At 71.7% G+C, this 24,930-nt stretch carries 21 protein-coding genes, 1 tRNA gene and 1 riboswitch; of the genes, 8 read left to right on the top strand and 14 right to left on the bottom strand.

Going from position 1 to position 24,930, the window contains the following annotated elements:
- Window positions 1-17: 17 nt before the first annotated feature.
- Window positions 18-155: riboswitch (cyclic di-AMP (ydaO/yuaA leader) on the bottom strand.
- Window positions 156-387: 232 nt separating this feature from the next.
- On the top strand, window positions 388-2,412 hold the full coding sequence (locus tag AB0H28_RS18370; protein WP_358041104.1) for a peptidoglycan recognition family protein: 2,025 nt from the start codon (window positions 388-390) through the stop codon (window positions 2,410-2,412).
- A gap of 72 nt (window positions 2,413-2,484) precedes the next feature.
- Here the strand turns inward: AB0H28_RS18370 and AB0H28_RS18365 are convergent, their stop codons facing one another.
- From AB0H28_RS18365 to AB0H28_RS18345, 5 genes are all read right to left on the bottom strand, one after another.
- Complete coding sequence (locus AB0H28_RS18365; protein ID WP_358041101.1) at window positions 2,485-3,501, bottom strand: NlpC/P60 family protein; 1,017 nt, start codon at window positions 3,499-3,501, stop codon at window positions 2,485-2,487.
- A 164-nt stretch (window positions 3,502-3,665) separates the two neighbouring features.
- Window positions 3,666-4,670, bottom strand: a complete 1,005-nt coding sequence (locus AB0H28_RS18360; protein ID WP_358041098.1) for a hemolysin family protein — start codon at window positions 4,668-4,670, stop codon at window positions 3,666-3,668.
- The gene (locus AB0H28_RS18355; RefSeq protein WP_358041430.1) at window positions 4,663-5,970 is read right to left on the bottom strand and encodes a hemolysin family protein; all 1,308 of its coding nucleotides are present in this window, start codon (window positions 5,968-5,970) and stop codon (window positions 4,663-4,665) included. Before AB0H28_RS18355 ends, AB0H28_RS18360 begins: the two co-directional genes overlap by 8 nt.
- Window positions 5,971-6,094: 124 nt before the next feature.
- The gene (locus AB0H28_RS18350) at window positions 6,095-8,293 is read right to left on the bottom strand and encodes a (Fe-S)-binding protein (RefSeq protein WP_358041095.1); all 2,199 of its coding nucleotides are present in this window, start codon (window positions 8,291-8,293) and stop codon (window positions 6,095-6,097) included.
- A 178-nt stretch (window positions 8,294-8,471) separates the two neighbouring features.
- Window positions 8,472-8,735, bottom strand: coding sequence for a cell division protein CrgA (locus AB0H28_RS18345; protein WP_281585724.1), 264 nt, complete (start codon window positions 8,733-8,735; stop codon window positions 8,472-8,474).
- A 230-nt stretch (window positions 8,736-8,965) separates the two neighbouring features.
- On the opposite strand from AB0H28_RS18345, the gene AB0H28_RS18340 reads away from it, so the two are divergent.
- From AB0H28_RS18340 to AB0H28_RS18325, 4 genes are all read left to right on the top strand, one after another.
- Window positions 8,966-9,772, top strand: coding sequence for a DUF881 domain-containing protein (locus AB0H28_RS18340; protein ID WP_358041091.1), 807 nt, complete (start codon window positions 8,966-8,968; stop codon window positions 9,770-9,772).
- Window positions 9,773-10,449: 677 nt separating this feature from the next.
- Complete coding sequence (locus AB0H28_RS18335) at window positions 10,450-11,454, top strand: class E sortase (protein WP_358041088.1); 1,005 nt, start codon at window positions 10,450-10,452, stop codon at window positions 11,452-11,454.
- Between the two features lie 3 nt (window positions 11,455-11,457).
- On the top strand, window positions 11,458-11,739 hold the full coding sequence (locus AB0H28_RS18330; RefSeq protein ID WP_358041085.1) for a hypothetical protein: 282 nt from the start codon (window positions 11,458-11,460) through the stop codon (window positions 11,737-11,739).
- Window positions 11,740-11,743: 4 nt separating this feature from the next.
- Window positions 11,744-12,394 (top strand): aminodeoxychorismate/anthranilate synthase component II, encoded by a 651-nt coding sequence (locus tag AB0H28_RS18325; RefSeq protein WP_358041082.1) that lies wholly within the window; start codon window positions 11,744-11,746, stop codon window positions 12,392-12,394.
- A gap of 10 nt (window positions 12,395-12,404) precedes the next feature.
- On the opposite strand, the gene AB0H28_RS18320 is transcribed toward AB0H28_RS18325, so the two are convergent.
- The 9 genes from AB0H28_RS18320 to AB0H28_RS18280 all read right to left on the bottom strand — a co-directional run bounded on the left by AB0H28_RS18320 (window position 12,405) and on the right by AB0H28_RS18280 (window position 22,610).
- Window positions 12,405-12,923 carry a hypothetical protein gene (locus AB0H28_RS18320; protein ID WP_358041079.1) on the bottom strand — a complete coding sequence of 173 codons (519 nt, stop codon included), beginning with the start codon at window positions 12,921-12,923 and terminating at the stop codon, window positions 12,405-12,407.
- Window positions 12,924-13,111: 188 nt separating this feature from the next.
- Window positions 13,112-13,405 (bottom strand): hypothetical protein, encoded by a 294-nt coding sequence (locus tag AB0H28_RS18315; RefSeq protein ID WP_358041076.1) that lies wholly within the window; start codon window positions 13,403-13,405, stop codon window positions 13,112-13,114.
- Window positions 13,406-13,659: 254 nt separating this feature from the next.
- A complete protein-coding gene (gene pknB / locus AB0H28_RS18310; protein WP_358041073.1) occupies window positions 13,660-15,480 on the bottom strand; it encodes a Stk1 family PASTA domain-containing Ser/Thr kinase in 1,821 nt (606 codons plus the stop codon).
- Complete coding sequence (locus AB0H28_RS18305) at window positions 15,477-16,829, bottom strand: serine/threonine-protein kinase (RefSeq protein WP_358041070.1); 1,353 nt, start codon at window positions 16,827-16,829, stop codon at window positions 15,477-15,479. The genes pknB and AB0H28_RS18305 overlap by 4 nt, the downstream gene beginning before the upstream one ends.
- Before the next feature lies 1 nt (window position 16,830).
- Window positions 16,831-18,336, bottom strand: coding sequence for a penicillin-binding transpeptidase domain-containing protein (locus AB0H28_RS18300; RefSeq protein WP_358041067.1), 1,506 nt, complete (start codon window positions 18,334-18,336; stop codon window positions 16,831-16,833).
- A complete protein-coding gene (locus AB0H28_RS18295; protein WP_358041064.1) occupies window positions 18,333-19,826 on the bottom strand; it encodes an FtsW/RodA/SpoVE family cell cycle protein in 1,494 nt (497 codons plus the stop codon). The genes AB0H28_RS18300 and AB0H28_RS18295 overlap by 4 nt, the downstream gene beginning before the upstream one ends.
- Window positions 19,827-19,854: 28 nt before the next feature.
- Window positions 19,855-21,312 (bottom strand): PP2C family serine/threonine-protein phosphatase, encoded by a 1,458-nt coding sequence (locus AB0H28_RS18290; protein WP_358041061.1) that lies wholly within the window; start codon window positions 21,310-21,312, stop codon window positions 19,855-19,857.
- Window positions 21,309-21,797, bottom strand: a complete 489-nt coding sequence (locus AB0H28_RS18285; RefSeq protein WP_358041058.1) for an FHA domain-containing protein — start codon at window positions 21,795-21,797, stop codon at window positions 21,309-21,311. Before AB0H28_RS18285 ends, AB0H28_RS18290 begins: the two co-directional genes overlap by 4 nt.
- A 6-nt stretch (window positions 21,798-21,803) precedes the next feature.
- The gene (locus AB0H28_RS18280; RefSeq protein ID WP_358041427.1) at window positions 21,804-22,610 is read right to left on the bottom strand and encodes a DUF3662 and FHA domain-containing protein; all 807 of its coding nucleotides are present in this window, start codon (window positions 22,608-22,610) and stop codon (window positions 21,804-21,806) included.
- Between the two features lie 209 nt (window positions 22,611-22,819).
- Between AB0H28_RS18280 and AB0H28_RS18275 the strand changes: the two genes are divergently transcribed.
- The 3 genes from AB0H28_RS18275 to AB0H28_RS18265 all read left to right on the top strand — a co-directional run bounded on the left by AB0H28_RS18275 (window position 22,820) and on the right by AB0H28_RS18265 (window position 24,888).
- Window positions 22,820-22,905 (top strand) — tRNA-Leu (locus tag AB0H28_RS18275).
- Between the two features lie 88 nt (window positions 22,906-22,993).
- Window positions 22,994-24,085 (top strand): NAD-dependent epimerase/dehydratase family protein, encoded by a 1,092-nt coding sequence (locus AB0H28_RS18270; protein ID WP_358041055.1) that lies wholly within the window; start codon window positions 22,994-22,996, stop codon window positions 24,083-24,085.
- On the top strand, window positions 24,082-24,888 hold the full coding sequence (locus AB0H28_RS18265; RefSeq protein WP_358041052.1) for a WecB/TagA/CpsF family glycosyltransferase: 807 nt from the start codon (window positions 24,082-24,084) through the stop codon (window positions 24,886-24,888). The genes AB0H28_RS18270 and AB0H28_RS18265 overlap by 4 nt, the downstream gene beginning before the upstream one ends.
- Window positions 24,889-24,930 lie beyond the last annotated feature (42 nt).

The raw sequence follows: 24,930 nt of genomic DNA, 5'->3' as shown, positions 1-24,930 counted from the left end.
GTGCCACCGGGCGTCGGTTCTCCTTCGTCTGACCGCCTACCGGGTTAGCTGACGGGTTCGGGCGGGAAGGGAGCCGCCCTACCGCAGTGGCTGCGGATTCACCCCGGTTACCTGGGTCCCCGGTTCGCCCGTGGGCGACTCGGCGGTGTCGGACCGTCACCGCCCGGGGTGGACGGTGAGACTGGCGGCCGACGACTGACCAGAGTAGGTACCCGTGTTACCGATCCGCAACCCGAACGGCCGTGACACTCCGTACCGGCCGCGCCGACCGAACCGGCGTGAAGCTTTTTTTCATGACAGATTACCTACCGGAAAGGTATTGACCCTCCCGGCTCGCGGAGTGAGGGTGGGGGACGCAGTGACCCCCATCCCTGTCCAGGAGGTTCGATGCACCTCTCACCCCCGCCGTCGGGCAGACGGATACTGCTCGCCGCCGCCGTGGCGACCGCCACCGCACTCGCGACCACCGGCCCGGTGACCGCGGCGCCACCGTCCGCCGGGGACCGGCAGCAGCAGTACGCCGCCGCGGCGGCCGAGTACGGCGTGCCGCAGAACGTGCTGCTCGGTGTCTCCTACCTGGAGTCCCGCTGGGACGTCCACCCCGGCCAGCCCAGCACCAGCGGCGGCTACGGCCCGATGCACCTGACCGACGCCACCCACGTGCTCGCCAGGCCGGGCAGCGCGCACGTCGACGAGGACGAGGACCCGCGCGGCGACGACGCACGCCCGCTCACCCTCGACCCGGCCACCGCTGCCGCGCCGGCCCGGGAGACGCCGCTGCCGGCGGCCTCGCTCCAGACGCTCGACGCCGCCGCGACGCTCACCGGGCTCGACGCGCGCAAGCTGCGCACCGACCCGGCCGCGAACATCCGGGGCGGCGCCGCGCTGCTCGCCTCGTACCAGAAGGCACTGGGCGGGCCGGTCGGCGCCGGCAGCGACCCGGCGGCCTGGTACGGCGCGGTGGCTCGCTACTCCGGCGCGGACACCTCCGACGCGGCGGCGGCCTTCGCCGACGAGGTCTACGACCAGCTCGGCCAGGGCGCCACCCGCACCACCGACGACGGGCAGCGGGTCACGCTGGCCGCCACCTCCGCGCAGCCGGACCGTAGCCGCCTCGCCCGCCTCGGGCTGCGCCACGCCGCGCGGCCGGACGGGCTGGAGTGCCCGGTGCGGCTGGCCTGCGAGTGGATTCCCGCCCCCTACGAGCAGCTCAGCGCCGACCCGGGCGACTACGGCAACCACGACCTGGGCGACCGGCCGAAGCAGCAGAAGATCGAGTACATCGTCATCCACGACACCGAGGGTTACTTCGACCCCAGCGTCGATCTGGTGAAGCGGGCCGACTACCTGGGCTGGCACTACACGCTGCGCTCGGTGGACGGCTACGTCGCCCAGCACATCAAGGCCAAGGACGTCGGCTGGCACGCCGGCAACTGGTACGTCAACGCCAAGTCCATCGGCCTGGAGCACGAGGGCTTCGCCGGGCAGGGCACCTGGTACACCGAGGCGATGTACCGCAGCTCGGCGAAGCTGGTCCGGTATCTGGCGCACAAGTTCGGCATCCCGCTGAACCGGCAGCACATCATCGGGCACGACAACGTGCCCGGCACCGTGGCCGGCACGGTCAAGGGCATGCACTGGGACCCGGGCCCCTACTGGGACTGGTCGCACTACTTCGACCTGATGAAGGCGCCGTTGCGGACCACCGGCACCCCGCGCACCGGGTTGGTCACCATCGACCCGGACTTCGCCACCAACCGGCCGGCGTTCGTCGGCTGCAACCAGCAGCCGCCGGGCGTCCCCACGCCCACCCCGCCGGCCGAGACCTGCCCGGCGCGCGGCTCCTCGGCGGTGCTCCTGCGGACCGCGCCGAGCGCGGACGCCCCGCTGGTCAACGACCTCGGGCTGCGCCCGGACGGCACCCCGGACACGATGTACATCTCGGACCACGGCGCCCGCGCCTCCGCCGGACAGACGTACGCGGTGGCCGGCCGGCAGGGTGACTGGACGGCGATCTGGTATCTCGGCCAGAAGGCGTGGTTCCACAACCCGGCCTCCGCGCCCACCGCGAAGTGGGCGACCGGCCTCGTGGTGACGCCCCGGCCCGGCAAGGCGACGATCCCGGTGTACGGCCGCGCCTACCCGGAACAGGCCGCCTACCCGGACACCATCCCCTACCAGACCATCTCGCCGCTCCAGTACACGCTCGCCGCCGGCCAGCGGTATGCGGTCGGCGACGTGCTGCCGGGCGAGTACTACCGGGCCGTGTCGTTCGACGGCTCGGCCCCGGGTGACCGGACCGTGGTACGCGGGAAGAACCGCTACGTGCAGGTCCAGTTCGGCCACCGGATCATGTTCGTGAACCTCGCCGACGTGCTGATCCTGCCGTCGCCGATCGGCGCGCCGCGGTAGCGGCCACCGACGTCGCGAAGGCCCCCGCTCCGAGTCGGACCGGGGGCCTTCGCCGTCGAAGCTGGTGCGGGGTCAGCCGACCCGGACGAAGCCGGCGAGCGGCTGGGTGCTGATGCTGGACACCTGGACCGGCTTGCCGGTCCGGGGCGCGTGCACCATCACCCCGTTGCCGAGATAGAGCCCGACGTGGTGCAGGTCGCCGCCGAAGAAGACCAGATCACCGGGTCTGGCCTCAGATCGGGAGACCTTCCGGCCCTCGTTCCACTGGGCGCCGGTGAAGTGGGTGAGCGAGATGCCCGCCGCCTTGTAGGCGTACTGCGTCAGGCCCGAGCAGTCGAACGAGTCCGGGCCGGTGGCGCCCCACACGTACGGGTCGCCGACCTGGGCGCACGCCGTCTTGATCGCGGTACGCGCGGCGCTGCTCACCACGCCGTCGATCTTCGGGCAGCCGGCCGGCCGGATCGAGGTCACCGGCAGCATCGCGGTCAGCCGCTTGATCTCCGAGTCGATCTGCTTCTTCTGCGCGGCCAGCTGGGCCTCCTGCTTCTTCTCGGTCGCGATCATCTCGTCGAGCTTCTGCTTCTCCCGGTTGTACTTGTCGCGGGTCGCGAGCACCCCGGCGATCTGCCGGCGCTGGTCGTCGGCGATCCGGTCGAGCATGACCAGCTGCTCGGCCAGCGTGCCCGGCCTGGTGCTCACCAGCAGCGCGCCCATCTCCTGCGACGGGCCCCGCATGTAGTAACGGGCGGCGATGTCACCGACCTTGTTCATGGCCAGCGTCGAGGCCAGCTCCAGCGGGACCATCTTGTCCCGCAGCTTGTCCGACTTCTTCTGGTTGGCCTTGAGCTGGGCGCGGACCTTGTTGTAGTTCTCGATGGTGGGTTCGAGCTTCTCCCACTGCTTGTCGATCTGGGCGTCGATCTCGTCCACCGAGGGCGCCGCATGCGCCGGGGCCGCCAGCATGCCGGCGCCGACCACGACGGCCGCGACCAGGGTGAGGAGACGGCGTACCACCCGGTGGAACCCGGCCAGCCGGCCGGGAGGAGCACTCGGGGCGGGACGTCGAGGAGGCATGGTTGCCACCGGCACGGACTCCTTTGCAACCGACCGGCGGGCGCCTCGCGAGAGGGAAGATCGAGGCGGACGACCCACAACGGTCGGTGCATCACATTAGGGAAGGCACCCGGGTGGAATCAAGGCGACCCGTTGTTCAATCACGTGTCCGCAATCAGTTGCACACCAAGGGTATTCGTTCACTTGCCGACGATGGCTGTCAATACGTCGTCGAGCGTCACCACGCCCAGCGGCCGGCGACCGTCACTGACCAGCACCATGTGCCGGCGCTCGCGGCGCATCGCCAGCAGCAGATCGGCGAGCGTACGGTCCGGCGGCACCACGGCCAGCGGCCGGTAGACCTCGGCCGGCACCGGCCCCAGCCGGCTCGCCCCGGCGTACCCGAGCACGTCCTTGACGTGCACGAAGCCCAGCACCCGGCGGGTGGCCCGCTGCACCACCGGGAAGCGGGACCGGCCGGTGCGGGTCGCCAGCACCTCCAGCGAGGCCGGTGAGACGTCCTCGGCCACGGTGGTGACCGTGGACCACGGTTGCAGGGCGTCGGCGGCGGTGCGGCTGTGCAGGGCGAGCGCGCCGGTGATCCGGGCGTGCTCCTCGGCGTCCAACAGCCCCTCGGTGCGCGCCTGGGACACCAGCCCGGCCAACTCCTCCGCGGTGAACACCGTCTTCACCGCGTCCGTCGCCTCCACCCGCCACCACCGCAGCACCTGCCGGGCCGACCACTTCATCGCCAGCAGCAGCGGCTTGGTGGCCAGGCAGAAGGCGAGCATCGCGGGGCCGAGCCACAGCGCCGACGGCTCCGGACCGGCCAGCGTGATGTTCTTCGGCACCATCTCGCCGACCACGGTGTGCAGGAACACCACCACCGCCAGCGCGATCACGAACGCCACCGGGTGCACCGCGGAGACCGGCAGGCCGAGCGCGGTGAACGGCACCTCCAGCAGGTGAGCCAGCGCCGGCTCGGCGATCGCGCCGAGGCCGAGCGAGCAGACCGTGATGCCGAGCTGCGCCCCGGCGATCATCAGCGGGATCTGGTTCATCGCGGCCAACGCCCACCGGGCCCGCTTCGACGTCGTCGCGAGCGGTTCGATCACGGTACGGCGGGACGCGATCAACGCGAACTCGCTGCCCACGAAGAAGGCGTTGCCGAGCAGCAACACCAGGGCGACAAGCAGCTCAGGCACCGTCGTCGGGCTCCTCGGGGCGCACCACCCGGACCTGCTCGATCCGGTGCCGGTCGACCTCCACCACGGTGAACTCGTAGCCGGCCTCGTCGACCGACTCGCCGGGCACCGGGATGTGGCCGAGGCGGGCCATCAGGAAGCCGCCGAGCGTTTCGTACGGCCCCTCGGGCAGCCGGAAACCGGCCTGCTCGACCAGCTCGTCGGCGCGCAGCAGGCCGTCGACCAAGACGGTGCGTTCCCCGCCGGGCACGGTCAGTTCCACCGGCCCGAGGTCGTCCACCGCGGCCGGGTCGAACTCGTCGGCGATCTCCCCGACCAGTTCCTCGACCAGATCCTCCACGGTCACCACACCGTCGGTGCCGCCGTACTCGTCGACCACGATGGCCAGGACCGCGCCGGCGTCCTTGAGCGCGGCCAGCACCCCGTCCAGGTCGAGGCTCTCCGGGACGTACACCGGTTCCCGGGCGACCGACGCGACGGTGGTGGCGGAGCGCCGGGCCAGCGGCACGCCGAGCGCGTCGGGCACTCCGGCGACACCGGTGACCAGGTCGAGGGTCTCCTCGTACACCGGGAACCGGGTCCGGCCGGTCTGCCGGGACGCCTCCAGCAGCTCGGCGACGGTCGCGGTGGCGCGCAACGCGATCACGTCGACGCGGGGCGTCATCGCCTCGGCGGCGCGCTTGTCGCCGAAGCGGATGGTGCGGCGCAGCAGCATCGCCGTGTCCGGCGGCAGCGCGCCGGCCCGCGCCGAGATCGCCGCCAGCAACCCCAGCTCCTCCGGGGAGCGGGCGCTGGCCAGTTCCTCCTGCGGCTCCAGGCCGAGCCGGCGGACCAATCGGTTCGCCGAGTCGTTGAGCAGCCGGATCAACCAGCCGAAGGTGCGGGAGAAGGCGCGCATCGGCGCGGCGGTGGCCAGCGCGGCCGGCATCGGGCGGGCCAGCGCCAGGTTTTTCGGCACCAGCTCGCCGAAGAGCATCGAGACGAGCGTGGCCAGGGCCAGGGCGAGCAACCCGGAGAACCGGTCCGCCCCGCCGAACGGGTGCAGCAGCGGCGCGACGAGGCGGGCCAGCGCCGGCTCGGCCAGATAGCCGGTGAGCAGCGCGGTGATGGTGATGCCGAGCTGCGCGCCGGAGAGCTGGAAGGACAGGTCCCGCAGCGCCCGGCGGACCGTGGCGGCCCGGCCGTCGCCCTCGCCGGCCCGCCTGTCGATCTCCGCCCGGTCGACGGTGACCAGGGCGAATTCGGCCGCGACGAAGAAGGCGTTGCCGGCGGTCAGCAGCACGAAGCCGACCAGGGGCAACAGCGTCAGAACCAGCAGGCCGTCGATGGGCGTGATTGTGGCACGCGGGCGCCGGTGGCGGGTCACCCGGCACCGCACGGGTGCCCCGCCGCCGTCGTGGCCCGGCTCCTCGCCGGGGTACGCCTCAGCCGGCCGCCGGCGCGGTCTCCGGCTCGCCCGCCGGGGCCTCCGGCTTGACCGAGCGCAGCAGCACGCTTGCCACGTCGACCACCTCGACGTCCTCGCCGGCGCCCTTGCCGTTGACGCCGTCGTTGAGCATCGTCGAGCAGAACGGGCAGCCGACCGCGATGGTCTTCGCCCCGGTGGCCATGGCCTCCTCGACCCGGTCCACGTTGATCCGCTTGCCGATCTTCTCCTCCATCCACATCCGGGCGCCGCCGGCGCCGCAGCAGAAGGAGCGCTCGCTGTTGCGCGGCATCTCGGTCAGCTCGCCCTGCATGGAGTCGCCGAGGACCTCGCGGGGGGCCGCGAAGATCCGGTTGTGCCGGCCCAGGTAGCAGGGGTCGTGGTAGGTCACGCCGCCGTCGACCGGCTGCACCGGGGTGAGCTTGCCGGCGCTGACCAGGTGGGCCAGCAACTGGGTGTGGTGCACCACCTCGAACTCGCCGCCGAGCTGGCCGTACTCGTTGCCCAGAGTGTTGAAGCAGTGCGGGCAGGTGGCGACGATCTTCCGCTTGGCCTTGTCCCGGCCGTCGAACGCCTCGTTCAGCGTCTCGACGTTCTGCTGGGCGAGCATCTGGAACACGAACTCGTTGCCGATCCGGCGGGCCGGGTCACCGGTGCAGGTCTCGCCCTCGCCCAGGATGGCGAAGCTGACGCCGGCCTCGTTGAGCAGTGTGGCGACGGCCCGGGTGGTCTTCTTGGCCCGGTCCTCGAACGCACCGGCGCAGCCGACCCAGAACAGGTACTCGAAGTCGTCGACCTCGCCGACCCGGGGCACCTCGAAGTCGAGCCCCTTGGTCCAGTCCTCTCGGGTGTTCTGCGGCGCGCCCCACGGGTTGCCCTTGTTCTCCAGGTTGCGGAGCATCACGCCGGCCTCGGAGGGGAAGCTCGACTCGATCAGCACCTGGTAGCGGCGCATGTCGACGATGTGGTCGACGTGCTCGATGTCCACCGGGCACTGCTCGACGCAGGCCCCGCAGGTGGTGCAGGACCAGAGCACGTCCGGGTCGATGACACCGCCTTCCTCGGCGGTGCCGATCAGCGGCCGGTCGGCCTCGGCCATGGCCAGCACGTCGACGCCGGCCAACTGCTCCTCGGTGCCCTTCTCCTCGCCGGTCAGGTCCTTGCCGCCGCCGGCCAGCAGGTAGGGCGCCTTCGCGTACGCGTGGTCGCGCAGGCTCAGCACCAGCAGCTTCGGCGACAGCGGCTTGGCGGTGTTCCAGGCCGGGCACTGCGACTGGCACCGGCCGCACTCGGTGCAGGTGCTGAAGTCGAGCAGGCCCTTCCAGGTGAACTGCTCGACCTGGGCGACGCCGAACTGGTCGGACTCGGGGTCGGCCTCCTCGAAGTCGAGCGGCTTGCCCCCGCTGGTCATCGGGCGCAGCGGGCCCAGGCCGGATCCGGCCGGCTTCTCCGGGTCGCGTTTGAAGAAGATGTTGGGAAAGGCCAGGAAGCGGTGCCAGGCGACACCCATGGTGACGTTGAGCGAGATCACGATGAGCCAGGTCATCGAGATCACGATCTTGATCAGGGCGGCCACGCTGACGCCGGCCGTCCAGGCCGGGAGCGCGGCGCCGACCGCGTGGCTGAGCGGGGTGGCCCAGACCGGGTACTCGAAGTGGTCGGTGGCCACCTTGAAGCCGCGGATCACGAAGCCGAAGATCAGGACCAGCAGCACCACCCACTCGACGAAGTAGCCCTGCCACATGGTCGACCCGGTGAACCGGGACAGGCCGCCGGGGCGGGTCGGCCGGTTCCGCAGCCGGATCGCCATCAGCACCACGATGCCGACCAGGCCGAGGATGCCGATCCACTCGGTGGCCAGGCCGAAGACCGTCCAGTGCCCGATGATCGGCAGCCCGCCGCCGGGCGAGACGACTTCGAAGTACGCCTCCAGCACCAGCAGTGACAGCACGACGAAGCCGACCATCACGAACCAGTGGGCGGCCCCGACCACGCTCCACTTCAGCATGCGGGTGTGACCGGCGGTCTCCACCAGCATCTTGGTCGTGCGCGCGCCCTTGTCGGCGAACCGCTCGGGCGCGGGCTGCCCGAGCCGGATGACGGCCGTCATCTTCATGACCGCGCGTACCGCAAGCCACACCGCAACGGCGGTGATGGCGGCCGCGAGGATCGTGGTGACGATCTGGACGCTGCCCATCGAGTTGGCCTCCCGGTCTGCTGCTTGTCAGTGCAGCCTACGCGGAGGGTTACTCAGCAGTAACGTGAGTCTTCTCGCATTGGCCACGCCGCCCTGCGGACACCTTAGGCGGACCGGCGCCCGGGTGCCGGGCAGGGGCGGCGTGGCGTGACCTGAACCGGGGGTGGAAGCGCCCCGCTCAGCGCCAGCGGGAAAGCAGGATCAGCGACGAGACCATCGCGCCGAAGCCCACCGCGAGGTTCCAGTAACCCCACGAGGCGACCGGGTAAGCCTGCTCGGAAAGGTAGTAGACCACCAGCCAGCCGATGCCGACCACGATCAGCGCGACGGCCGTGACCGGCAGCCAGATCGGGCTAGGCTTGCGCGTCGACGCCGTCGCCGTCGGACGCACGTCCGTCGGCGGGGTGTACACCTTCTTCTTGCGGACCTGAGACTTGGGCACGACGCTCTCCAGAGGGGGGTACGACCTCGTCCGGCCTGACAACCGGGCGCGGGGGCGACGGTCCATGGCCAATAATGTTCGACAGCTAGCGTAGTCCGGAAGGAGCATCCAGGCCACGAATGGGGTCGGGCCGGTGCACGGAGTTACCGGAAAAAGCGAACTTTTCGGGTCGAGCAGCGTGGTTCGCACCGGCGCGGGCCGGAACGAGACGACGGGAAAGGGAACGCCCGGTGGAGTACACGTCCGGCGCCGCCTCCTGGCAGAAGGCGCTCCGCCGCGCGGTCGCCGGCCTGCTGCCCCGGCGGGCGCGCCAGCGCCGGCCGGGCTGGTCGATCGGCGTGCCCCTGATCGCCGCCGCGGCCGGGCTGCTGTTCACCACCACCGCCACCACCGCCGGCGGCACGTCGTTGCGCGAGGACCGGCGTCCGCAACTCACCCAACTGATCGAGGACCGGCGTGCGCAGGTGGCGGCCAGCGAGGCCAAGGCCGCCCTGCTGCGCGACGAGGTCGAGGAGCAGACCGAGGCCCTGGCCGGCACCGACGGGCCGGTGAAGACGCAGCGGGACCGGGCCGCCGCGACCCGGCAGGCCGCCGGCTTCTCCGCGCTCACCGGCCCCGGGATCACCATCGAGTTGAACGACGCCGACTGGGGGCCCGGCCAGCCGCTGCCCAAGGGCGCCAGCAACGACGACCTGGTGGTGCACCAGGGGGACGTCCAGGCGGTGGTGAACGCGCTCTGGGCCGGCGGCGCGGAAGCCATGTCAATCATGAACGTCCGCGTGCTCAGCACCAGCGCGGTACGCTGCGTCGGTAACACCCTGCTGCTGCACGGCCGGGTTTACTCCCCTCCTTTCAAGATCGTGGCCATCGGCGATCCCGTCGAGTTCGAGCGGGCGCTCGCCGCCTCTGAGGGAGTCCGGGTGTTCAAGGAAGTGGCCGACCACTACCAGCTCGGCTACAGCGAGCAGGTCTCCACCGTCACCGTGCCGGCGTTCGAGGGTTCCACCGGGCTGCAGTCCGCGACGGTGCCCAGGTGAACGGCGACGGCCCCGGCGAACGCGACGGTCGCGGGGAACGCGACGGTCGCGGCCGGGCCCGGCCGGAGGAGCCGACCGCGTTCCTGCCGAAGGTGAAGCGCCCGACGCCCCCGACGGCCGAGCGCCCGCCGCCTCCGCTCGATCTGCCCTGGCCGGACGCCGGCCCGGCCCACTCCGCCCCGGCGCGACGCGGTCCCGCCCGCCCGACCCCGCCGCCCGCCTGGCCGGGCAACCAGCCGCGTCCGCCGAGTCACGCCGCCCCCCACGCTGCGGCCCAGCCCCCGTCCCGCCACCCCGGCCAGCCGGCCACCGGCCCGCAGAGCTGGGCCGCGGAGAGCCGGAACCCGCCCGGCGGCCCGCCCGCCGCCGACCGCCGGCGGGCCGCCGGGCCACCCGGGCCCGCCGACGACCGCCGGTTCGACTCCCCGGACCGGGGAACGCGCTTCCGCCCGGCCGACGCCGCGCCGAACCACCCCCACGCCGCCTCGGGGCGGCCGGGGGCTACGGCGGACCGACCCGGTGCCACGCCCGCCCGACCGAAAGCCGCACCGAATCACCCCCGCGCCGCGCCCGGCCGACCCGAGATGACACCGCCCCGGGCCGGGGCCGCGCCAGGTCGAGCCGGCGGTGTGCGACCGGCCGCACCGGGTGACGGACCGACCCACTTCATCCCGCCGGTGGCCGAGCGGTCCCGGCGGCGCACCGACGCCGCCGAGCGGCACGCAGGCGTACCCCGATCGGGTGGTCCGACCGGCCGCGGGCCGGACACGCCGGCCGACCCGGCGGCGACCGCGGTGCTGCCCCCGGTCACCCGCCCGCCGGCCGATCCCCGGCTCGACGCCACCGGGCTGATGGGTGCGGTGCCCCCGCCGCCCGACACCGGCGACGACGGCGCGCAACCGCCGGCCGAGCCGCCGCGACCGCGGCGCGGCGAGCGGGTGGTGCAGCTCCGGCCGGAGCAGACCGGCGAGGGTTACAAGAGTGTCTACTCCGAGCTGACCCGGCCCACCGCCGGTTCCCGGCTGCGCACGCTCGTCCGGGGCGCGGGCGAGCTGCTCATCACGTTCGGGCTGGTGGTGCTCCTCTTCGCCGGCTACGAGATCTGGGGCAAGTCGGTCATCGTCGACGCCCATCAGAACGACCTGAACGGCCAGCTCGCCCAGGCGTGGGCGGCGGACCCGACGGTCGGCCCGACCACCGGCCCGAGCACGAAGCCGAAGCCGCCGGCCGAGGGGAAGCCGGTCGCCGGCCTCTACATCCCGAAGCTCGACAAGCACTGGGTGGTGGTCGAAGGGGTCAGCCCGGACGACATCCGCTACGCGCCTGGTCACTACCCGGACAGCGCGATGCCCGGCGAGGTGGGCAACTTCTCCGTCGCCGGGCACCGCATCCGGTCCACGTTCTGGCAGTTGGACGAGTTGAAGAACGGCGACGCGATAGTGGTGGAGACGAAGACCGAGTGGCTCGTCTACCGGGTCTACCAGCAGCGCATCGTCAAGCCGTCCCAGGTCGAGGTGGTCGCGCCGGTGCCGGGCAAGCCGGGCAGCCGGGCGACCGAGAAACTGCTCACGCTGACCACCTGCAATCCCAAGTTCGACAACTACCAGCGGCTGATCATCCACGCCCGTTTCGACCGCGCGCAGGCCAAGTCGGCGGGCCGGCCGGCCGAGCTGGGAGGCTGAACCGTGTATTCGTGGATCTGGCGGAAACTGCCGTGGGGCCTGCCCGGCAAGCTGATCGGCTCGGCGCTGCTGGCCGTGGCCACCGTCGCCCTGCTCTGGCTCGTGGTCTTCCCGTGGGCCGAGCCGCTGCTGCCCTTCGACGACGTGCAGGTCGAGCAGCCCGCCGGCGGGCCGGGCGACGGCCCCGGAGGATTCACCGACCCGACCGGGCAGCCGGCCGAGGACGAGGATCTGCCCTACAGCACCGAGACGAACAACGCACCGCCGCCCACCCCGACCAGGTGACCCGATGCGCGTCCTGGTGATCGACAACTACGACTCGTTCGTCTTCAACCTGGTGCAATACCTCGGCCAGCTCGGGGTGGACTGCGACGTGCGCCGCAACGACGAGATCGACGTGGCCGGGGTCGGCCGGGCCGGCGCGGCGGGTGTGCTGATCTCGCCTGGTCCGGGCAGCCCGGACCGGGCCGGCGTCTGCCTGGACGTGATCCGCGGGTACGCCGGCAAGCTCCCCCTGTTCGGCGTCTGCCTCGGTCATCAGGCCATCGGCGAGGCGTTCGGCGCCACCGTGACCCGCGCACCGGAGCTGCTGCACGGCATGACCTCCGAGGTGCGCCACCAGGGCGTGGGTGTGCTGGCCGGCCTGCCCGACCCGTTCACCGCCACCCGCTACCACTCGCTCGCCGTGCTGCCCGAGTCGCTTCCCGACGAGTTGGAGGTGACCGGTCGGACCGCCTCCGGGGTGGTGATGGCGATGCGGCACCGGACGTTGCCGATCGAGGGCGTCCAGTTCCACCCCGAGTCGGTGCTGACCGAGGGCGGCCATCTCCTGCTGGCGAACTGGCTCGCCGCCTGCGGTTATCCGGCGGCGCTGGAGCGGGCCCCGGAGCTGGCCGCCGAGGCCGACGCGCGCCGCCGGACGGCCTTCGCCACGACCTAGACGCTCGACGTCAGCGCAATCGCTGGGCGCGCGCCAGGTTGTCGGCCCGATCGCGTCGGGAAGACGAGAGGTAGTCGACGCTCGCTCCCGCGCCTTCTCCGGGCGTCGCCGCCCAGCCGCGAAGCCTGTCGGCGACCGTCCGGATCCGCTGGTCATGCGGGCCGAACGCGATGTAGAACAACGACTCGTCGACGTCGCGATCGTCACCACCCCAGCGTACGGCCCCCTCGCAGTCGGCGAGAATGTCCCGCAACGCCAGTTCCTGCAGCGGGAAGAACCCACCCTTCGCACGCGCGCCGGGCCGAATCCGGATTGCCGTACCGGATGCGAGATTGGACTCCGGTGCGCGCCTGCGGAGCTGGCTGATGTCGCACCACCCCGTCAGATCGGCCCCGCGCACGTCCTCGATCTCGTAGTGGAACCGTCGCACGAGGTGCAACAGGATGGCCTCGACGTCGCCGATCCAAACCGGCACGGTCAGTCCGGTGCCGGCAACGGACCGCGTCCACACCTGCGAGTCACGATCCACGTTGGCCTGGATCGTCCACCCGTTCGCCGATGTCGCCGGCCGCTTGGGCCGGCGACGCTCGGCGGCCGACGCGTAAGCGCCGGGCAGTGCTGCGCCGACAGCGGCGGCCGTACCCGTCAGCGCGGCGGCCCGTAGAACCGCCCTTCGAGTCGCTCGGTGAATCATGTTCGTGTCCCTTCCGGTGGCGATCAGAGCAGAAAGAAGCCGACGACGTAGGGCATGAGGGAAGCAGCCACACACGCCACCCAGTACTGCGCGGCGGATGCGGCGGTGGTGCGGCGACGCAGCCACACGTTCACAAGGCCCCAGACCAGGCCGAACACGCAGAACACGGGCACGGCGACGAGCACCCAGGGAAGCATGCCGTCGTCCTCGCTCGGATCCCGCCGGGTCCATCCCAGAGCTGCCAACGGGCCATTCACGATGATGTACCAGGCCAGGAACAGCGGCACTGTCGCCGGAATCCCGAGCAGCAGGTTCACGCCGACGGGCACCGACAGTTTCCATGTCCGCGAACGCGTCAAGTACGGATTCCTTTACTGCGCTCGACTGAGGCCGTTGTAGTTCTCCAGGACGTTGTAGAGGCGAGCAGTTCCCGGCCGTACTGCTGCGCCCCGTCTCCGGTGCCGTTGTATCGGGCCAGCAGGGCTTGATGGCCGAGCGACGAGGTCGGCCGATGGGCACACCGCACAGGGCGGCACCCACTCGGGTAACGCCGCGTGTGGTTCGGCGAGGATCAGCCGCCGTTGCCCCGTGTCGGCGGGACGGTGGGGAAGGGGAAGCCGCCACCGCCGCCACCGGGGGTGGTCGGTGTCGCGCTGGGGGTCGCGCTCGGCGACGGGCTCTCGCTCTCCTCCGGCAGCGGCACGTCGACCTCGATCGTGACCCGCTCGCCCTTGGCCAGCTCCTTGCCGGCCGCCGGGGACTGGCCGCTCACCTTGCCCGCCTGGGCCGGCTCGACCTGCTCGCCCTCGACCACCTTGACCTCGAAACCGGCTTCCTTCAGTCGCTTCTTGGCCTGGTCCTCGGTGAAGCCGCCGACGTCCGGCACCTTGGTGAGGTCGCCCTTGGACACCTCGACGGTCACCTTGCTGCCCGGCTTCACGGTGCTGCCCTGCTCGGGCGACACCTTGACGACCTGCCCTTCCTGAACGCCGCTGCTGACGTTTTTGCGGACGACGGTGAACCCCATGCCCTCCAGCTGCGCCTGCACGGCTTCGTAGGTGCCGCCCACCAGGTTTGACGGGATCTGGACATCGTCCGGGGCGGCGCAGACCTGCACCGTGACTGCGGTGTTCTTCTCCACCCGCTGGCCGGACGGCGGGTTCTGGCCCACCACCGTGCCTTCCTTGCACTCGCCGTTCTTGACCGGGGTGCCGGCGGTGAACCGCAGCCCGGCCTGGGTGAGCGCGGTCTGCGCCTCGGCCTGCGTGCGGTCCACCAACTGCGGCACGGAGACCTTCTCGGTGCCGGTCTGGTTGAGCCAGAGCGCGGTGCCCAGGGCGATCACCGCAAGCACCCCGAGCGCGGCGAACGTGGCGATGACCCAGGAGGAACTCCTGCGCTTGCGCGGGTCGCCGACCCGGGCCGGCGCCTGCTGCCGGGTCTGCGGGCCCATCATCTGGGTCTGCTGCGCCGCCTGGTAGCCGCCACCGGCGGCGGCCATCGGCATGGTCTCCTCGGCCGGCATCACGGGGGTGGCCAGCACCGGCCGGCCGGCGGCGGCGCGGAGCAGGTCGGCCCGCATCTCGCCGGCGCTCTGGTAGCGGTTGAGCGGGTTCTTGGAGAGCGCCTTGAGCACGATGGCGTCGACCGCGGGGTTGACGTCCGGGTTGATCGTGCTCGGCGTCGGCGGCTGCTCCCGCACGTGCTGGTAGGCGACGCTGACCGGGCTGTCCCCGACGAACGGCGGGTGCCCGCAGAGCAGCTCGAACAACACGCAACCGGCCGCGTAGACGTCGGAGCGGGCGTCGACCGCCTCGCCGCGCGCCTGCTCCGGGGAAAGATATTGTGCGGTGCCGATGACGGCGCTGGTCTGCGTCATCGTGGTGGCACCGCTGGCCAGCGCCCGGGCGATGCCGAAGTCCATCACCTTGACCTGGCCGGTCTGGGTGAGCATCACGTTGCCGGGCTTGATGTCCCGGTGGATGATGCCGTGCCGGTGGCTGAACTCCAGCGCGGCGCACATGTCGGCGCAGATCTCCAACGCCCGGCGCGGCTGGAGCCGCCCCTCGACGCCGAGGACCTCCTTCAGGGTCCGCCCGTTGACGAACTCCATCACGATGAACGGCAGTGTCTCGCCGGTCGGCGCGGTCTCCTCGCCGGTGTCGTAGACGGCGACGATGGCCGGGTGGTTGAGCGAGGCCGCGTTCTGCGCCTCCCGGCGGAACCGCATCTGGAAGGTGGCGTCGCGGGCCAGGTCGGCACGGAGCATCTTGATCGCGACGTCCCGCCCGAGCCGGAGATCGCGACCGCGGTGCACCTCCGCCATGCCGCCGTAGCCCAGCAGCTCGCCGACCTGATACCTGCCACCGAGCAGGCGGGCCTGCGCTGTCATCGCGTCTCTCGTCCTTCGCTCGTCGTCGAACCGCCGCCGGCCGGCAGGAGGCGTACCTCACGACGGTACGACGTGCGGACCGGATAGTCGCCCCCGTACGCCCGCACCGCGCCGGAGGTCACGCTCACACTCACCGAACCGGGGGCGGCAGAGCCGTATTTGCGGTACCAGAACGAAATCACGCCGGAGCAGAGGATGACCAGCACGGCCACCACGATCGCCGTGGTCCAGAGCCCGGAGCGCGAGCGGCGGGGCGGCGGGGCGGCCGGCGGGCGAGCGTACCCCAGGGGGTTGTGCGGGGGGCGCGGTTGCGGAATGGGCGCCGCGCCGCGCGGCCCCACCGGCGGGCGGGCCTGCGGGGCGGGATGCGCGACCATGGTCGGGCGCGGCCCGACCGGTGGGCGGGCCGGTGTCACCGGGGGTCGCGGCGGCTGGGGGCGGGGTGCCGGGGTCGGCACCTGGGCCCGCGCGGCGGGCGCGGCCGGGGAGGCCGGTACGCCGGAGATCGGGCGACCGCCGCGCGCCTGCTGGGACAGCGCGAGCTTCGCCTGCCGGGCGACGCTCGCCAGCGCGGCGGCACTGGGCCAGCGGGCCTTCGGATCCTTCGCCATGGCCCGCTCGACGATGGCCCGCACCTGCGGCGGGATGTCGGCCGGCAGTGGCCGGGGCGTCTCCCGCACGTGCTTCATGGCGATTTCCAGGGGATTGTCCCCCTCGAACGGACGCCGACCGGCCAGGCACTGGTAGGCGACGACCCCGAGCGCGTAGACGTCGGACGCGGGCGTGGCCACCGCTCCGGTGGCCTGCTCCGGCGAGATGTAGGAGGCGGTGCCGAGCACCGAACCGGCGGCGGTGAGCTGGCCGACCAGCTCCGAGCGGGCGATGCCGAAGTCGGTGAGCACCAGCGTGCCGTTCGGCCGGACCAGCAGGTTGCCGGGCTTCACGTCGCGGTGCACGATGCCCTTCTCGTGCGCGGCGTGCAGCGCGTCGGCGGCCTGGGCCAGCAGCGCCATGGTGCGGGCCGGGGTGAGCCGGCCGACCCGGCCGAGGGTGGCGGAGAGCGCGTCGCCCTCCACGTATTCCATCACCAGGAACGCGATCTGCTGGTCGCTGCCGAAGTCGTAGACGTCGACCACGCCCGGATGGTTGATGGTGGCCATGGTCCGGGCCTCGCCGCGGAACCGCTCGGCGAAGCCCGGCTCGTCGAGCAGCGCGGGCAGCAGGCTCTTGACCGCGACCGTCCGGCCCAGCACCTGGTCGGTGCCGCGCCACACGTCGCCCATGCCACCGCTGGCGATCCGTTCGTCGAGCCGGTAGCGGTTGCCGAGCTGCACCCCCGGGCTGAGCACGTCAGCGCCTCCCGGAGTCGGCGATGGCCGCCGCCATGATCCGGCCAGCGATCCGGGCCGCCTCGGCACTGCCCCCGCTGCCGGCCTGCTCCAGCTCCACGCAGACCGCGGAGAGCGGCGTGCCGTCCTTGTCCAGGGCGAAGCCGATGAACCAGCCGTGGTCCGGCGTGTCCGGGCCGGACTGCGCGGTGCCGGTCTTGCCACCGACCACGTAGCCGTCGATGTCGGCCCGGCGGCCGGTGCCCTCCTTCACCACGTTCTGCATCATCGAGCGCAGGTCGGTGGCGACCTGGCTGCTGACCGGGCGCCGCAGCTCGCGCGGCTTGGCCGCGTCGTAGACAGTGGTGCGGTCCGGCCCGAGGAGCTGCTTCACCAGGTAGGGGCGCATCTGGCTGCCGTCGTTCGCCACTGCGGCGGCGATCAGCGCGCCCTGCAACGGTGTCATCCGCACGTTGTTCTGGCCGATCGACGACTGGGCCAGAGCCGCCGGGTCGGTGCTGCCGTCCGGGTTCTGCATGTCGCCGGTGCGGCTGGCCGCCACCGGCAGGCCTCCCTCACCGAGCTGGCCGACCGTGAGGTCCTCCTGCTCGAAGCCGAACTGCCGTGCCTTCTCCTTGACCTTGTCCGCGCCGAGGCGCACGCCGAGCTGCGCGAAGCCGGTGTTGCAGGACTCGGTCACCGCCTCCCGCAGGGTCACCTGCGGCTCGGGGCAGATCGACGGTGCCGCGTTCTTGATCGGCTTGCCGGCGCCCGGCGCGGTGTAGCTCGACCCGGCCGGGATCTGGGTCTGCTGGCCGATGCCGTTCTCCAGCGCCGCGGCGGCCATGACGATCTTGAAGGTGGAGCCGGGTGGCAGCACCTCGGCGAGCGCCCGGTTGGCCAGCGGCCGGTCCTTGTCCTTCTCCAGCGCGTTGTAGGCCCGGTCGGCCTCCGTGCTGGAGTGACTGGCCAGCGGGTTCGGGTCGAAGCTCGGCATGGAGACCAGCGCCTGCACCGCCCCGGTACGCGGGTCGATCGCGATCGCCGCGCCCTTCTTCGCCCCGACCTCGTTGTCGTTGAGCTGCTTGTACGCCGTCTCCTGGGCCCTCTTGGACAGGGTCAGCAGCACGTTGCCGCCACCGGTCTCGTCACCGGTGAACATGTCCTTGATCCGGTTGGCGATCAGCGCGTCGCTGGTGCCGGCGAGGAAGTCGTTCTCCACCCGCTCGATGCCGGTCGCGCTGCCGTTGACCGGCTTCCAGCCGAGCACGTGCGCGTACACCTTCCCCTCGGGGTAGGTGCGCAGGTACTTCAGCTCCCCGCCGGTCTCCTTGCTCAGCGCGTACGCGGTGCCGCCGACCTCGATGTTGCCGCGCTTGCGGTCGTACTCGGCGACCTGGACCCGGCCGTTGTAGTCGCTGGTGCGGTATTCGTCGGCCTTGTAGGCCTGGATCCAGTTGAGGTTCGCGAAGAGCAACCCGAACAGGATCATCACGACCACACCGACGCGGCGCAGGGGTGCGTTCACGGCCGGATCACCTCCGTCGGGGCGCCGTGCAGCTGCTCGGGCGGGCCACCGGCGGGCCGGGCCGCCGGGCCGCCACCGCCGGTCACCGGCCGCCGGGCACCGTCGGAGACCCGCAGCAGCACCGCGATCAGCAGCCAGTTCGCCATCAGCGAGGAGCCGCCGGCGGACAGGAACGGGGTGGTCTGGCCGGTCAGCGGGATGAGCTTGCTGATGCCGCCGACGATGACGAAGACCTGCAGGCCCAGGGTGAACGCCAGGCCACCGGCGAGCAGCTTGCCGAACGAGTCCCGCACCGCCAGCGCGGCGCGCAGGCCCCGCTCGACGATCAGCAGATAGACCACCAGCAGCGCGGAGAGGCCGAACAGGCCGATCTCCTCACCGATGCCGGCGAAGATGAAGTCGGTCTGCACCTCGGGCAGCAGCGTCGGCTGGCCGCCACCCGGCCCGGCCCCGAACAGGCCACCGGTGCCGAGCGTGAGCAGGCCCTGGACGAGTTGGTAGCCACGGTCGTACGGCTCGGCGAACGGGTCGAGCCAGATCTGCGCCCGGTCGTAGAAGTTGGCGAACGGTCCGCCCACCGTGCTGCCCAGCACGTAGGCCAGGTAGGCGCCGCCGAAGAACAGGAGCAGGCCGATGAGCAGCCAACTGACCCGCTCGGTGGCGATGTAGAGCGTCACCACGAACATGCCGAAGTAGAGCAGCGACGTGCCCAGGTCCTTCTCGAAGACCAGCACCATGAGGCTGATCATCCAGACCACCAGGACCGGGCCGAGGTCGCGCCCACGCGGGAAGTCGATGCCGAGCACCCGCCGGCTGGCCAGCGAGAGCACCTCGCGCTTGCGCACCAGGTAGTAGGCGAAGAACGTGAGCAGGGCCAGCTTCGCGAACTCACCCGGCTGGATCTGCCCCAGCCCGGGCACGATGATCCAGAGCTTGGCGCCGTTGATCTCGGAGAACCGGCCGGGCAGCACCGCCGGGATCATCACCAGCACGATGCCGGCCAACCCCAGGGTGTACGCGTAGCGGGAAAGCGTGCGGTGGTCGCGCAGGATCGCCAGCAGCGCGGCGGCGAGCACCACCGCGGCGAGCGTCCAGGCCAGCTGGCGGCCACCGGTGCCGGCGAAGATGGCCAGGTCGGCCCGCTCCGCCGGGGCCGCCTGGGCCAGGTCGTAGCGACGCAGGAAGCCGACCCCGATGCCGTTGAGCAGCGCCACCGCCGGCAGCAGCGCCGGATCGGCGAACGGCGCCAGCCAGCGGATCACCAGGTGCAGACCCAGGAAGACCAGGCCCAGTGCGGCGGCCGGAATCCAGAAATCCCCGGTGATCGTGTCCAGCGCCTTCGCCTCGACCATCGCCGCGTAGGCAGCCACCAGCACCATGGCGAGCAGGAGCAGGGACAACTCGGCGTTACGCCGGGACCGGGCCAGGCGTACGCCGGACTGCTCGCCCGTCGAGGCGGGCGAGGCTGCCGGTACGGCGGCTGCGGTCACGGATGCGTCCTCGGGATCGAGCCGGCGCTCACTCCGGCGACCGGCAACCGGCGGGATCGGCCGGCGGAACGGTGTCGGAGGCTACGGCGTCGGGCGTGGTGGTCAGCGTCGGCGCGGGCGTCGGGGTGCCCGGCACCGGGGTCGGCGGGACGGGCGAGCCGGTGGCCGGCGGAACGGGCGAGCCGGTGGCCGCCGGGCTCAGCACGCCTGCGGTCGCCACCGGGGTAGGACCGGGCGGGCCGGGGGTCGGGCTGGGCGGGCAGAGCGGCTTCAGGTTGGGGTTGGCCGGATCGTCGCTGGTCAGCTCCGCCAGCCGGCGCTCGGCATCCGGCTCGCTCCTGGCCTGGATGCCCTGCTTCACCCGCTCCTGGGCGGCCAGGGTGAGGTCGTCGAGCCGGGACCCGCTGCGCTCGTGCACGGCCGACAGGTCGAGCCCGGCGATCTGACCGGGCACCCCCCGGAAGACCGCCAGTTCGCCGTCGTCGGTGGCGCCGACGTAGTACTGCCGCTGGGTGTAGGTCCAGCCGCCGTACAAGCCACCACCGACGATGACCGCCAGCGCGAGCACCATCGCCATCGTCCGCAACGGCCGGCGCCGACGCTGCTCGGGCTCGTCGTCGCGGCTGTCGGCCGGTTCCTCGGGGGCGGGCGCACGCGGCGCGGACAGCGCCGAGGCGCGGGCCGCCGGGGTGGACTCGTCGGCCGACGTGGCCATGCCCCGGTCGCGGGCGGCGGCGCCGCCGACGATCGGGGACGCCTCGACGATGTCCTGGTCGGTGGCGTCCGCGATGATCACGGTGATGTTGTCCGGGCCGCCGCCGCGCAGCGCGAGCTGCACCAGCCTCTCCACGCACTGCTGCGGGTCGGGATATTCCCGCATGGTGTCGCCGATGGTGTCCGCGCTGACCACGCCGGAGAGGCCGTCGGAGCAGATCAGGTAGCGGTCGCCGGGCAGCACCTGACGGACGCTGTATTCCGGGTCCACGTCGCGGCCGTCGAGCGCGCGGGTGAGCAGCGAACGCTGGGGGTGACTGCTCGCCTCCTCCGCGCTGATCCGACCCTCGTCGACGAGCATCTGGACGTAGGTGTCGTCCTTGGTGATCTGCGCGAAGTCGCCGTTGCGCAGGAGGTAGGCCCGCGAGTCACCGATGTGGACCATGCCGAGCTTGCTGCCGGAGAAGAGGGTGGCGGTGAGCGTCGTGCCCATCCCCTCCAACTGGGGGTTGGCGTCCACGGTGTCGCGGAGTTGCTGGTTGGCGGTGCCGACGGCGGAGCGCAGCGCGTCGACGAGGGCGTCACCCGGGACGTCCTCGTCGAGCGGCGCCATGGCACCGATGACGATGTTGCTGGCGACGTCACCGGCGGCCATACCGCCCATGCCGTCGGCAACGGCGAGCAGCCGCGGTCCGGCGTAGACGGAATCCTGATTGCCGTCTCGGATCAGACCGCGGTCGCTGTGGGCCGCGTAGCGCAGGGTCAGAGTCATGGCCGTAATTCGAGGGAAGTGCGGCCGATCCGGATCGGCACGCCGAGGGGGACGGGGGTTGGTCCGGTGACCTTAGCGCGATCGAGGTAGGTGCCGTTAGTCGATCCGAGGTCCTCCACGTACCACTGCCCGTCGCGCGGAACCAGCCGGGCGTGTCGCGCCGAGGCGTAGTCGTCGGTGATCACCAGGGTGGAGTCCTCCGCGCGACCGATCGTGATCTGGGCCTCCCCGAGGGTGATCCGGGTGCCGGCCAACTGACCGGCGGTGACCACCATCTGATGGGCGGCGCGACCCCGCTTGACCTTCGCCGGCTTGCCGCTCGGCTGGCCGGTCGACGCGCCGACCCCCCGCGGCGCGGCCACCAGGCGACCCGACCGGGCCCCCGCGAAGAGGTCCCGACGGATCACGCCGACCACCGTGAAGACGAAGATCCACAGCAGGATGAGGAACCCGAACCGGGCGACGGTGATGACGAGCTCCGGCAACGGGGATCAGCCGTCCACGCGGAAGGTCAGCGTCGTGGTGCCGAGCTGGATCATGTCGCCCGGGTTGAGGGCCACCGCCGACACCCGCTGACCGTTGACCATGGTGCCGTTCGTGGACCCCAGATCGGTCAGCACCACCTGGCCGCCGTCGAAGTCCAGCCGGGCGTGCCGCCGGGAGATCCCCACGTCGGGCAGGCGCAGGTTGGCCTGGTCGCCGCGGCCGATCACGGTCGAGCCCATCTGCAACGGGTAGGTGCGGCCGTCGCCGGAGACCAGCCGGACGTTGCGCCCGCCGCCGTGCCCGGGCGGGGGGCCGTAGCCGCCGCCCTGGTCGTAGGACGGGTAGGCCGGGCCGGCGTCGTAGCCGCCGGCGTCATAGCCGCCGCCGGGCGCGGAGACCGGGGCGACGTCGCCGCCGGTGTAGACCTCGGCGGTCACCCGGAACATGCCGGTGTCCAGCCCCTCACCCCGTTCGACCTCGACGATCACGTCGCCGTAGACCGTCCAGGCCTGCTCGCCGATGAACTCCGCCTGCGACTGGGCCAGCTCCTGGGCCAGCGCGGCGGCGTACGGCGCCAACCGACTGTGGTCGTAGGGCGAGAGATCGATCACGTAGCGGTTGGGCACCAACGTGCGCCCACCGGCCAGGATCGCCTTGTGCGCCTCGGCCTCCCGCTGCATGGCGTTGAGGATCTCCACGGGGTGGACCACCCCTTTGAAGACCTTGGCGAAGGCCCCCTCGACCAGGCCTTCCAGACGCTTCTCGAAGCGTTGCAGCACGCTCACCGGCTCCTCCTCGGGTCCCGAGGCAATGATGGTATCCGGACACCGCCTCCGCAGCTCACACGCCGCTCGGCCGGCCGCCGTCGGCCCGTTCGTGACCAGGCCCGCGAGCGTGCTACAGTTTCGTCCGCCACGGACGGTGATCGCTCGTGGCAAGACCAGTGGACAGCGTAATATGTCCCGGCACCCGCCGCAGAAGGCGGGCACGGGATGAGATACGGTGTCCCGGGTCGCGCCACGGGGATGTGGCGGAATGGCAGACGCGCACGGTTCAGGTCCGTGTGTCCGAAAGGACGTGGGGGTTCAACTCCCCCCATCCCCACCAGAACGAGGGCTCCGCAGGATGCGGGGCCCTCGCGCCGTATCGGGGCGTACCGGACGTCACGCTATGCTCCGATGGTTCCCTGCCTCCCATGGACCAGGAGTGGCGTGTGAGTGTCGCGTTGGTGACCGGTTCCGGCGGTCTGATCGGCTCCGAGGCGGCCCGACACTTCGCCGGTCTCGGCCTCGACGTCGTCGGCATCGACAACGACATGCGGCGATACTTCTTCGGCGAGGACGGCTCGACCGCCTGGAGCCTCGACCGGCTCGCCGCCGACCTCGGGCCGGCCTACACCCACCACGCGGTGGACATCCGCGACCGGGACGGCCTGGAGAAGGTGTTCACCCGCTATGGCCGGGACATCGCCGTGGTGATCCACAGCGCCGCCCAGCCGAGCCACGACTGGGCCGCCAAGGAGCCGTACACCGACTTCGACGTGAACGCCGGCGGCACGCTCAACGTCCTGGAGAACACCCGGCGACACGCGATCGAAGCGCCGTTCATCCACTGTTCCACGAACAAGGTCTACGGCGACCGGCCGAACTCGCTTCCGCTTGTCGAGCTGGAGACCCGCTACGAACTGCCGGAGGACCACCACTGGTACGACGGCATCACCGAGGACATGTCGATCGACGAGTCGCTGCACTCGATCTTCGGCGCGTCGAAGGTCGCCTCGGACGTGATGGTCCAGGAGTACGGCCGCTACTTCGACATGAAGACCGCCTGCTTCCGGGGCGGCACGCTCACCGGCCCGGCGCACTCCGCCGCCGAACTGCACGGCTTCCTGGCCTACCTGATGCGGTGCGTGATGGAGGGCCGGACGTACAACCTCTTCGGCTACAAGGGGAAGATGGTCCGGGACGCGATCCACTCGCACGACGTGCTCACCGCGTTCGAGGCGTTCTTCCGCGAGCCGCGCTCCGCGCAGGTCTACAACCTCGGCGGCGGCCGGCACTCGAACACCTCGCACATCGAGGCGTTCCGGATCGCGCAGGAGATCACCGGCCGCGAGGCGCGGATCAACTACGTCGAGCAGGCCCGCACCGGCGACCACCAGTGGTACGTCAGCAGCATGTCCCGGTTCGAGGCGCACTACCCGGCCTGGAAGATCACGTACGACGTGCCCATGATCCTGCGCGAGATCCACGAGGCGAACGTCGACAAGTGGGTGCCGAAGGGATGACCGACGACACCAAGCGCAACGTCCTCGGCGTCGGGGTCGACGCCACCGACTACGGCCGGGCCACCCAGGCGGTGGTCGACGCGGCCCGGGAGCGGCGCCCGCTGGCCCTGACCGCGCTGGCCGTGCACGGCGTGATGACAGGCGTGCTCGACCCGGCGCACAACGCCCGGCTCAACTCGTTCGACGTGGTCACCCCGGACGGTCAGCCGGTGCGCTGGGCGCTCAACCTGCTGCACGGCGCCGGCCTCACCGACCGCGTCTACGGCCCGGAACTGACCCTGCGGGTGCTGGCCCGGTTCGCCGACGAGGGCCTGCCGGTCTACCTCTACGGCTCCACCGAGGAGACCCTGGCCCGGCTGGTCCCGGCGCTGGAGCGCCAGTTCCCCGCGCTGAAGATCGCCGGTGTCGAGCCGTCCAAGTTCCGGGCGGCCACCCCCGGCGAGGACGCCGAGATCGCCGACCGGATCCGGGACAGCGGCGCCCGTCTCGTCTTGGTCGGGCTGGGCTGCCCCCGGCAGGAGGTCTTCGCGTACGCCATGCGACCGTTGCTGGACATGCCGCTGATGGCCGTCGGCGCGGCGTTCGACTACCACGCCGGGCTGCTGCGCAACCCGCCACCGTGGATGCAGCGGGCCGGGCTGGAATGGTTCTGGCGGCTCGGCCTCGAACCGAAGCGTCTGTGGCGTCGTTACGTCATCCTCAACCCGGCCTACCTGGCCCGACTGGCAGCGCAGAAGACCGGCCTGTGGAAGGCGACCCCGCCGCCCCCGGCCACCGGGCGGCCCGCCACCTTCGACGTCTGACGACGCCGTCCCCTACGGGAGAACGTTCCGGGTCGACCGGGG

Source organism: Micromonospora sp. NPDC050980 (assembly GCF_040653835.1).
GTDB lineage: Bacteria > Actinomycetota > Actinomycetes > Mycobacteriales > Micromonosporaceae > Micromonospora.
This window is presented reverse-complemented; position numbering and strand designations above follow the sequence as displayed.

Bases quoted from the DNA above. Each gene is read 5' to 3' on its own strand.
- AB0H28_RS18370 (WP_358041104.1), top strand. From the start codon at position 388: ATGCACCTCTCACCCCCGCCGTCGGGCAGACGGATACTGCTCGCCGCC.
- AB0H28_RS18350 (WP_358041095.1), bottom strand. From the start codon at position 8,293: ATGGGCAGCGTCCAGATCGTCACCACGATCCTCGCGGCCGCCATCACC.
- AB0H28_RS18325 (WP_358041082.1), top strand. From the start codon at position 11,744: ATGCGCGTCCTGGTGATCGACAACTACGACTCGTTCGTCTTCAACCTG.
- pknB (WP_358041073.1), bottom strand. From the start codon at position 15,480: ATGACAGCGCAGGCCCGCCTGCTCGGTGGCAGGTATCAGGTCGGCGAG.
- AB0H28_RS18290 (WP_358041061.1), bottom strand. From the start codon at position 21,312: ATGACTCTGACCCTGCGCTACGCGGCCCACAGCGACCGCGGTCTGATC.
- AB0H28_RS18270 (WP_358041055.1), top strand. From the start codon at position 22,994: ATGGACCAGGAGTGGCGTGTGAGTGTCGCGTTGGTGACCGGTTCCGGC.
- AB0H28_RS18265 (WP_358041052.1), top strand. From the start codon at position 24,082: ATGACCGACGACACCAAGCGCAACGTCCTCGGCGTCGGGGTCGACGCC.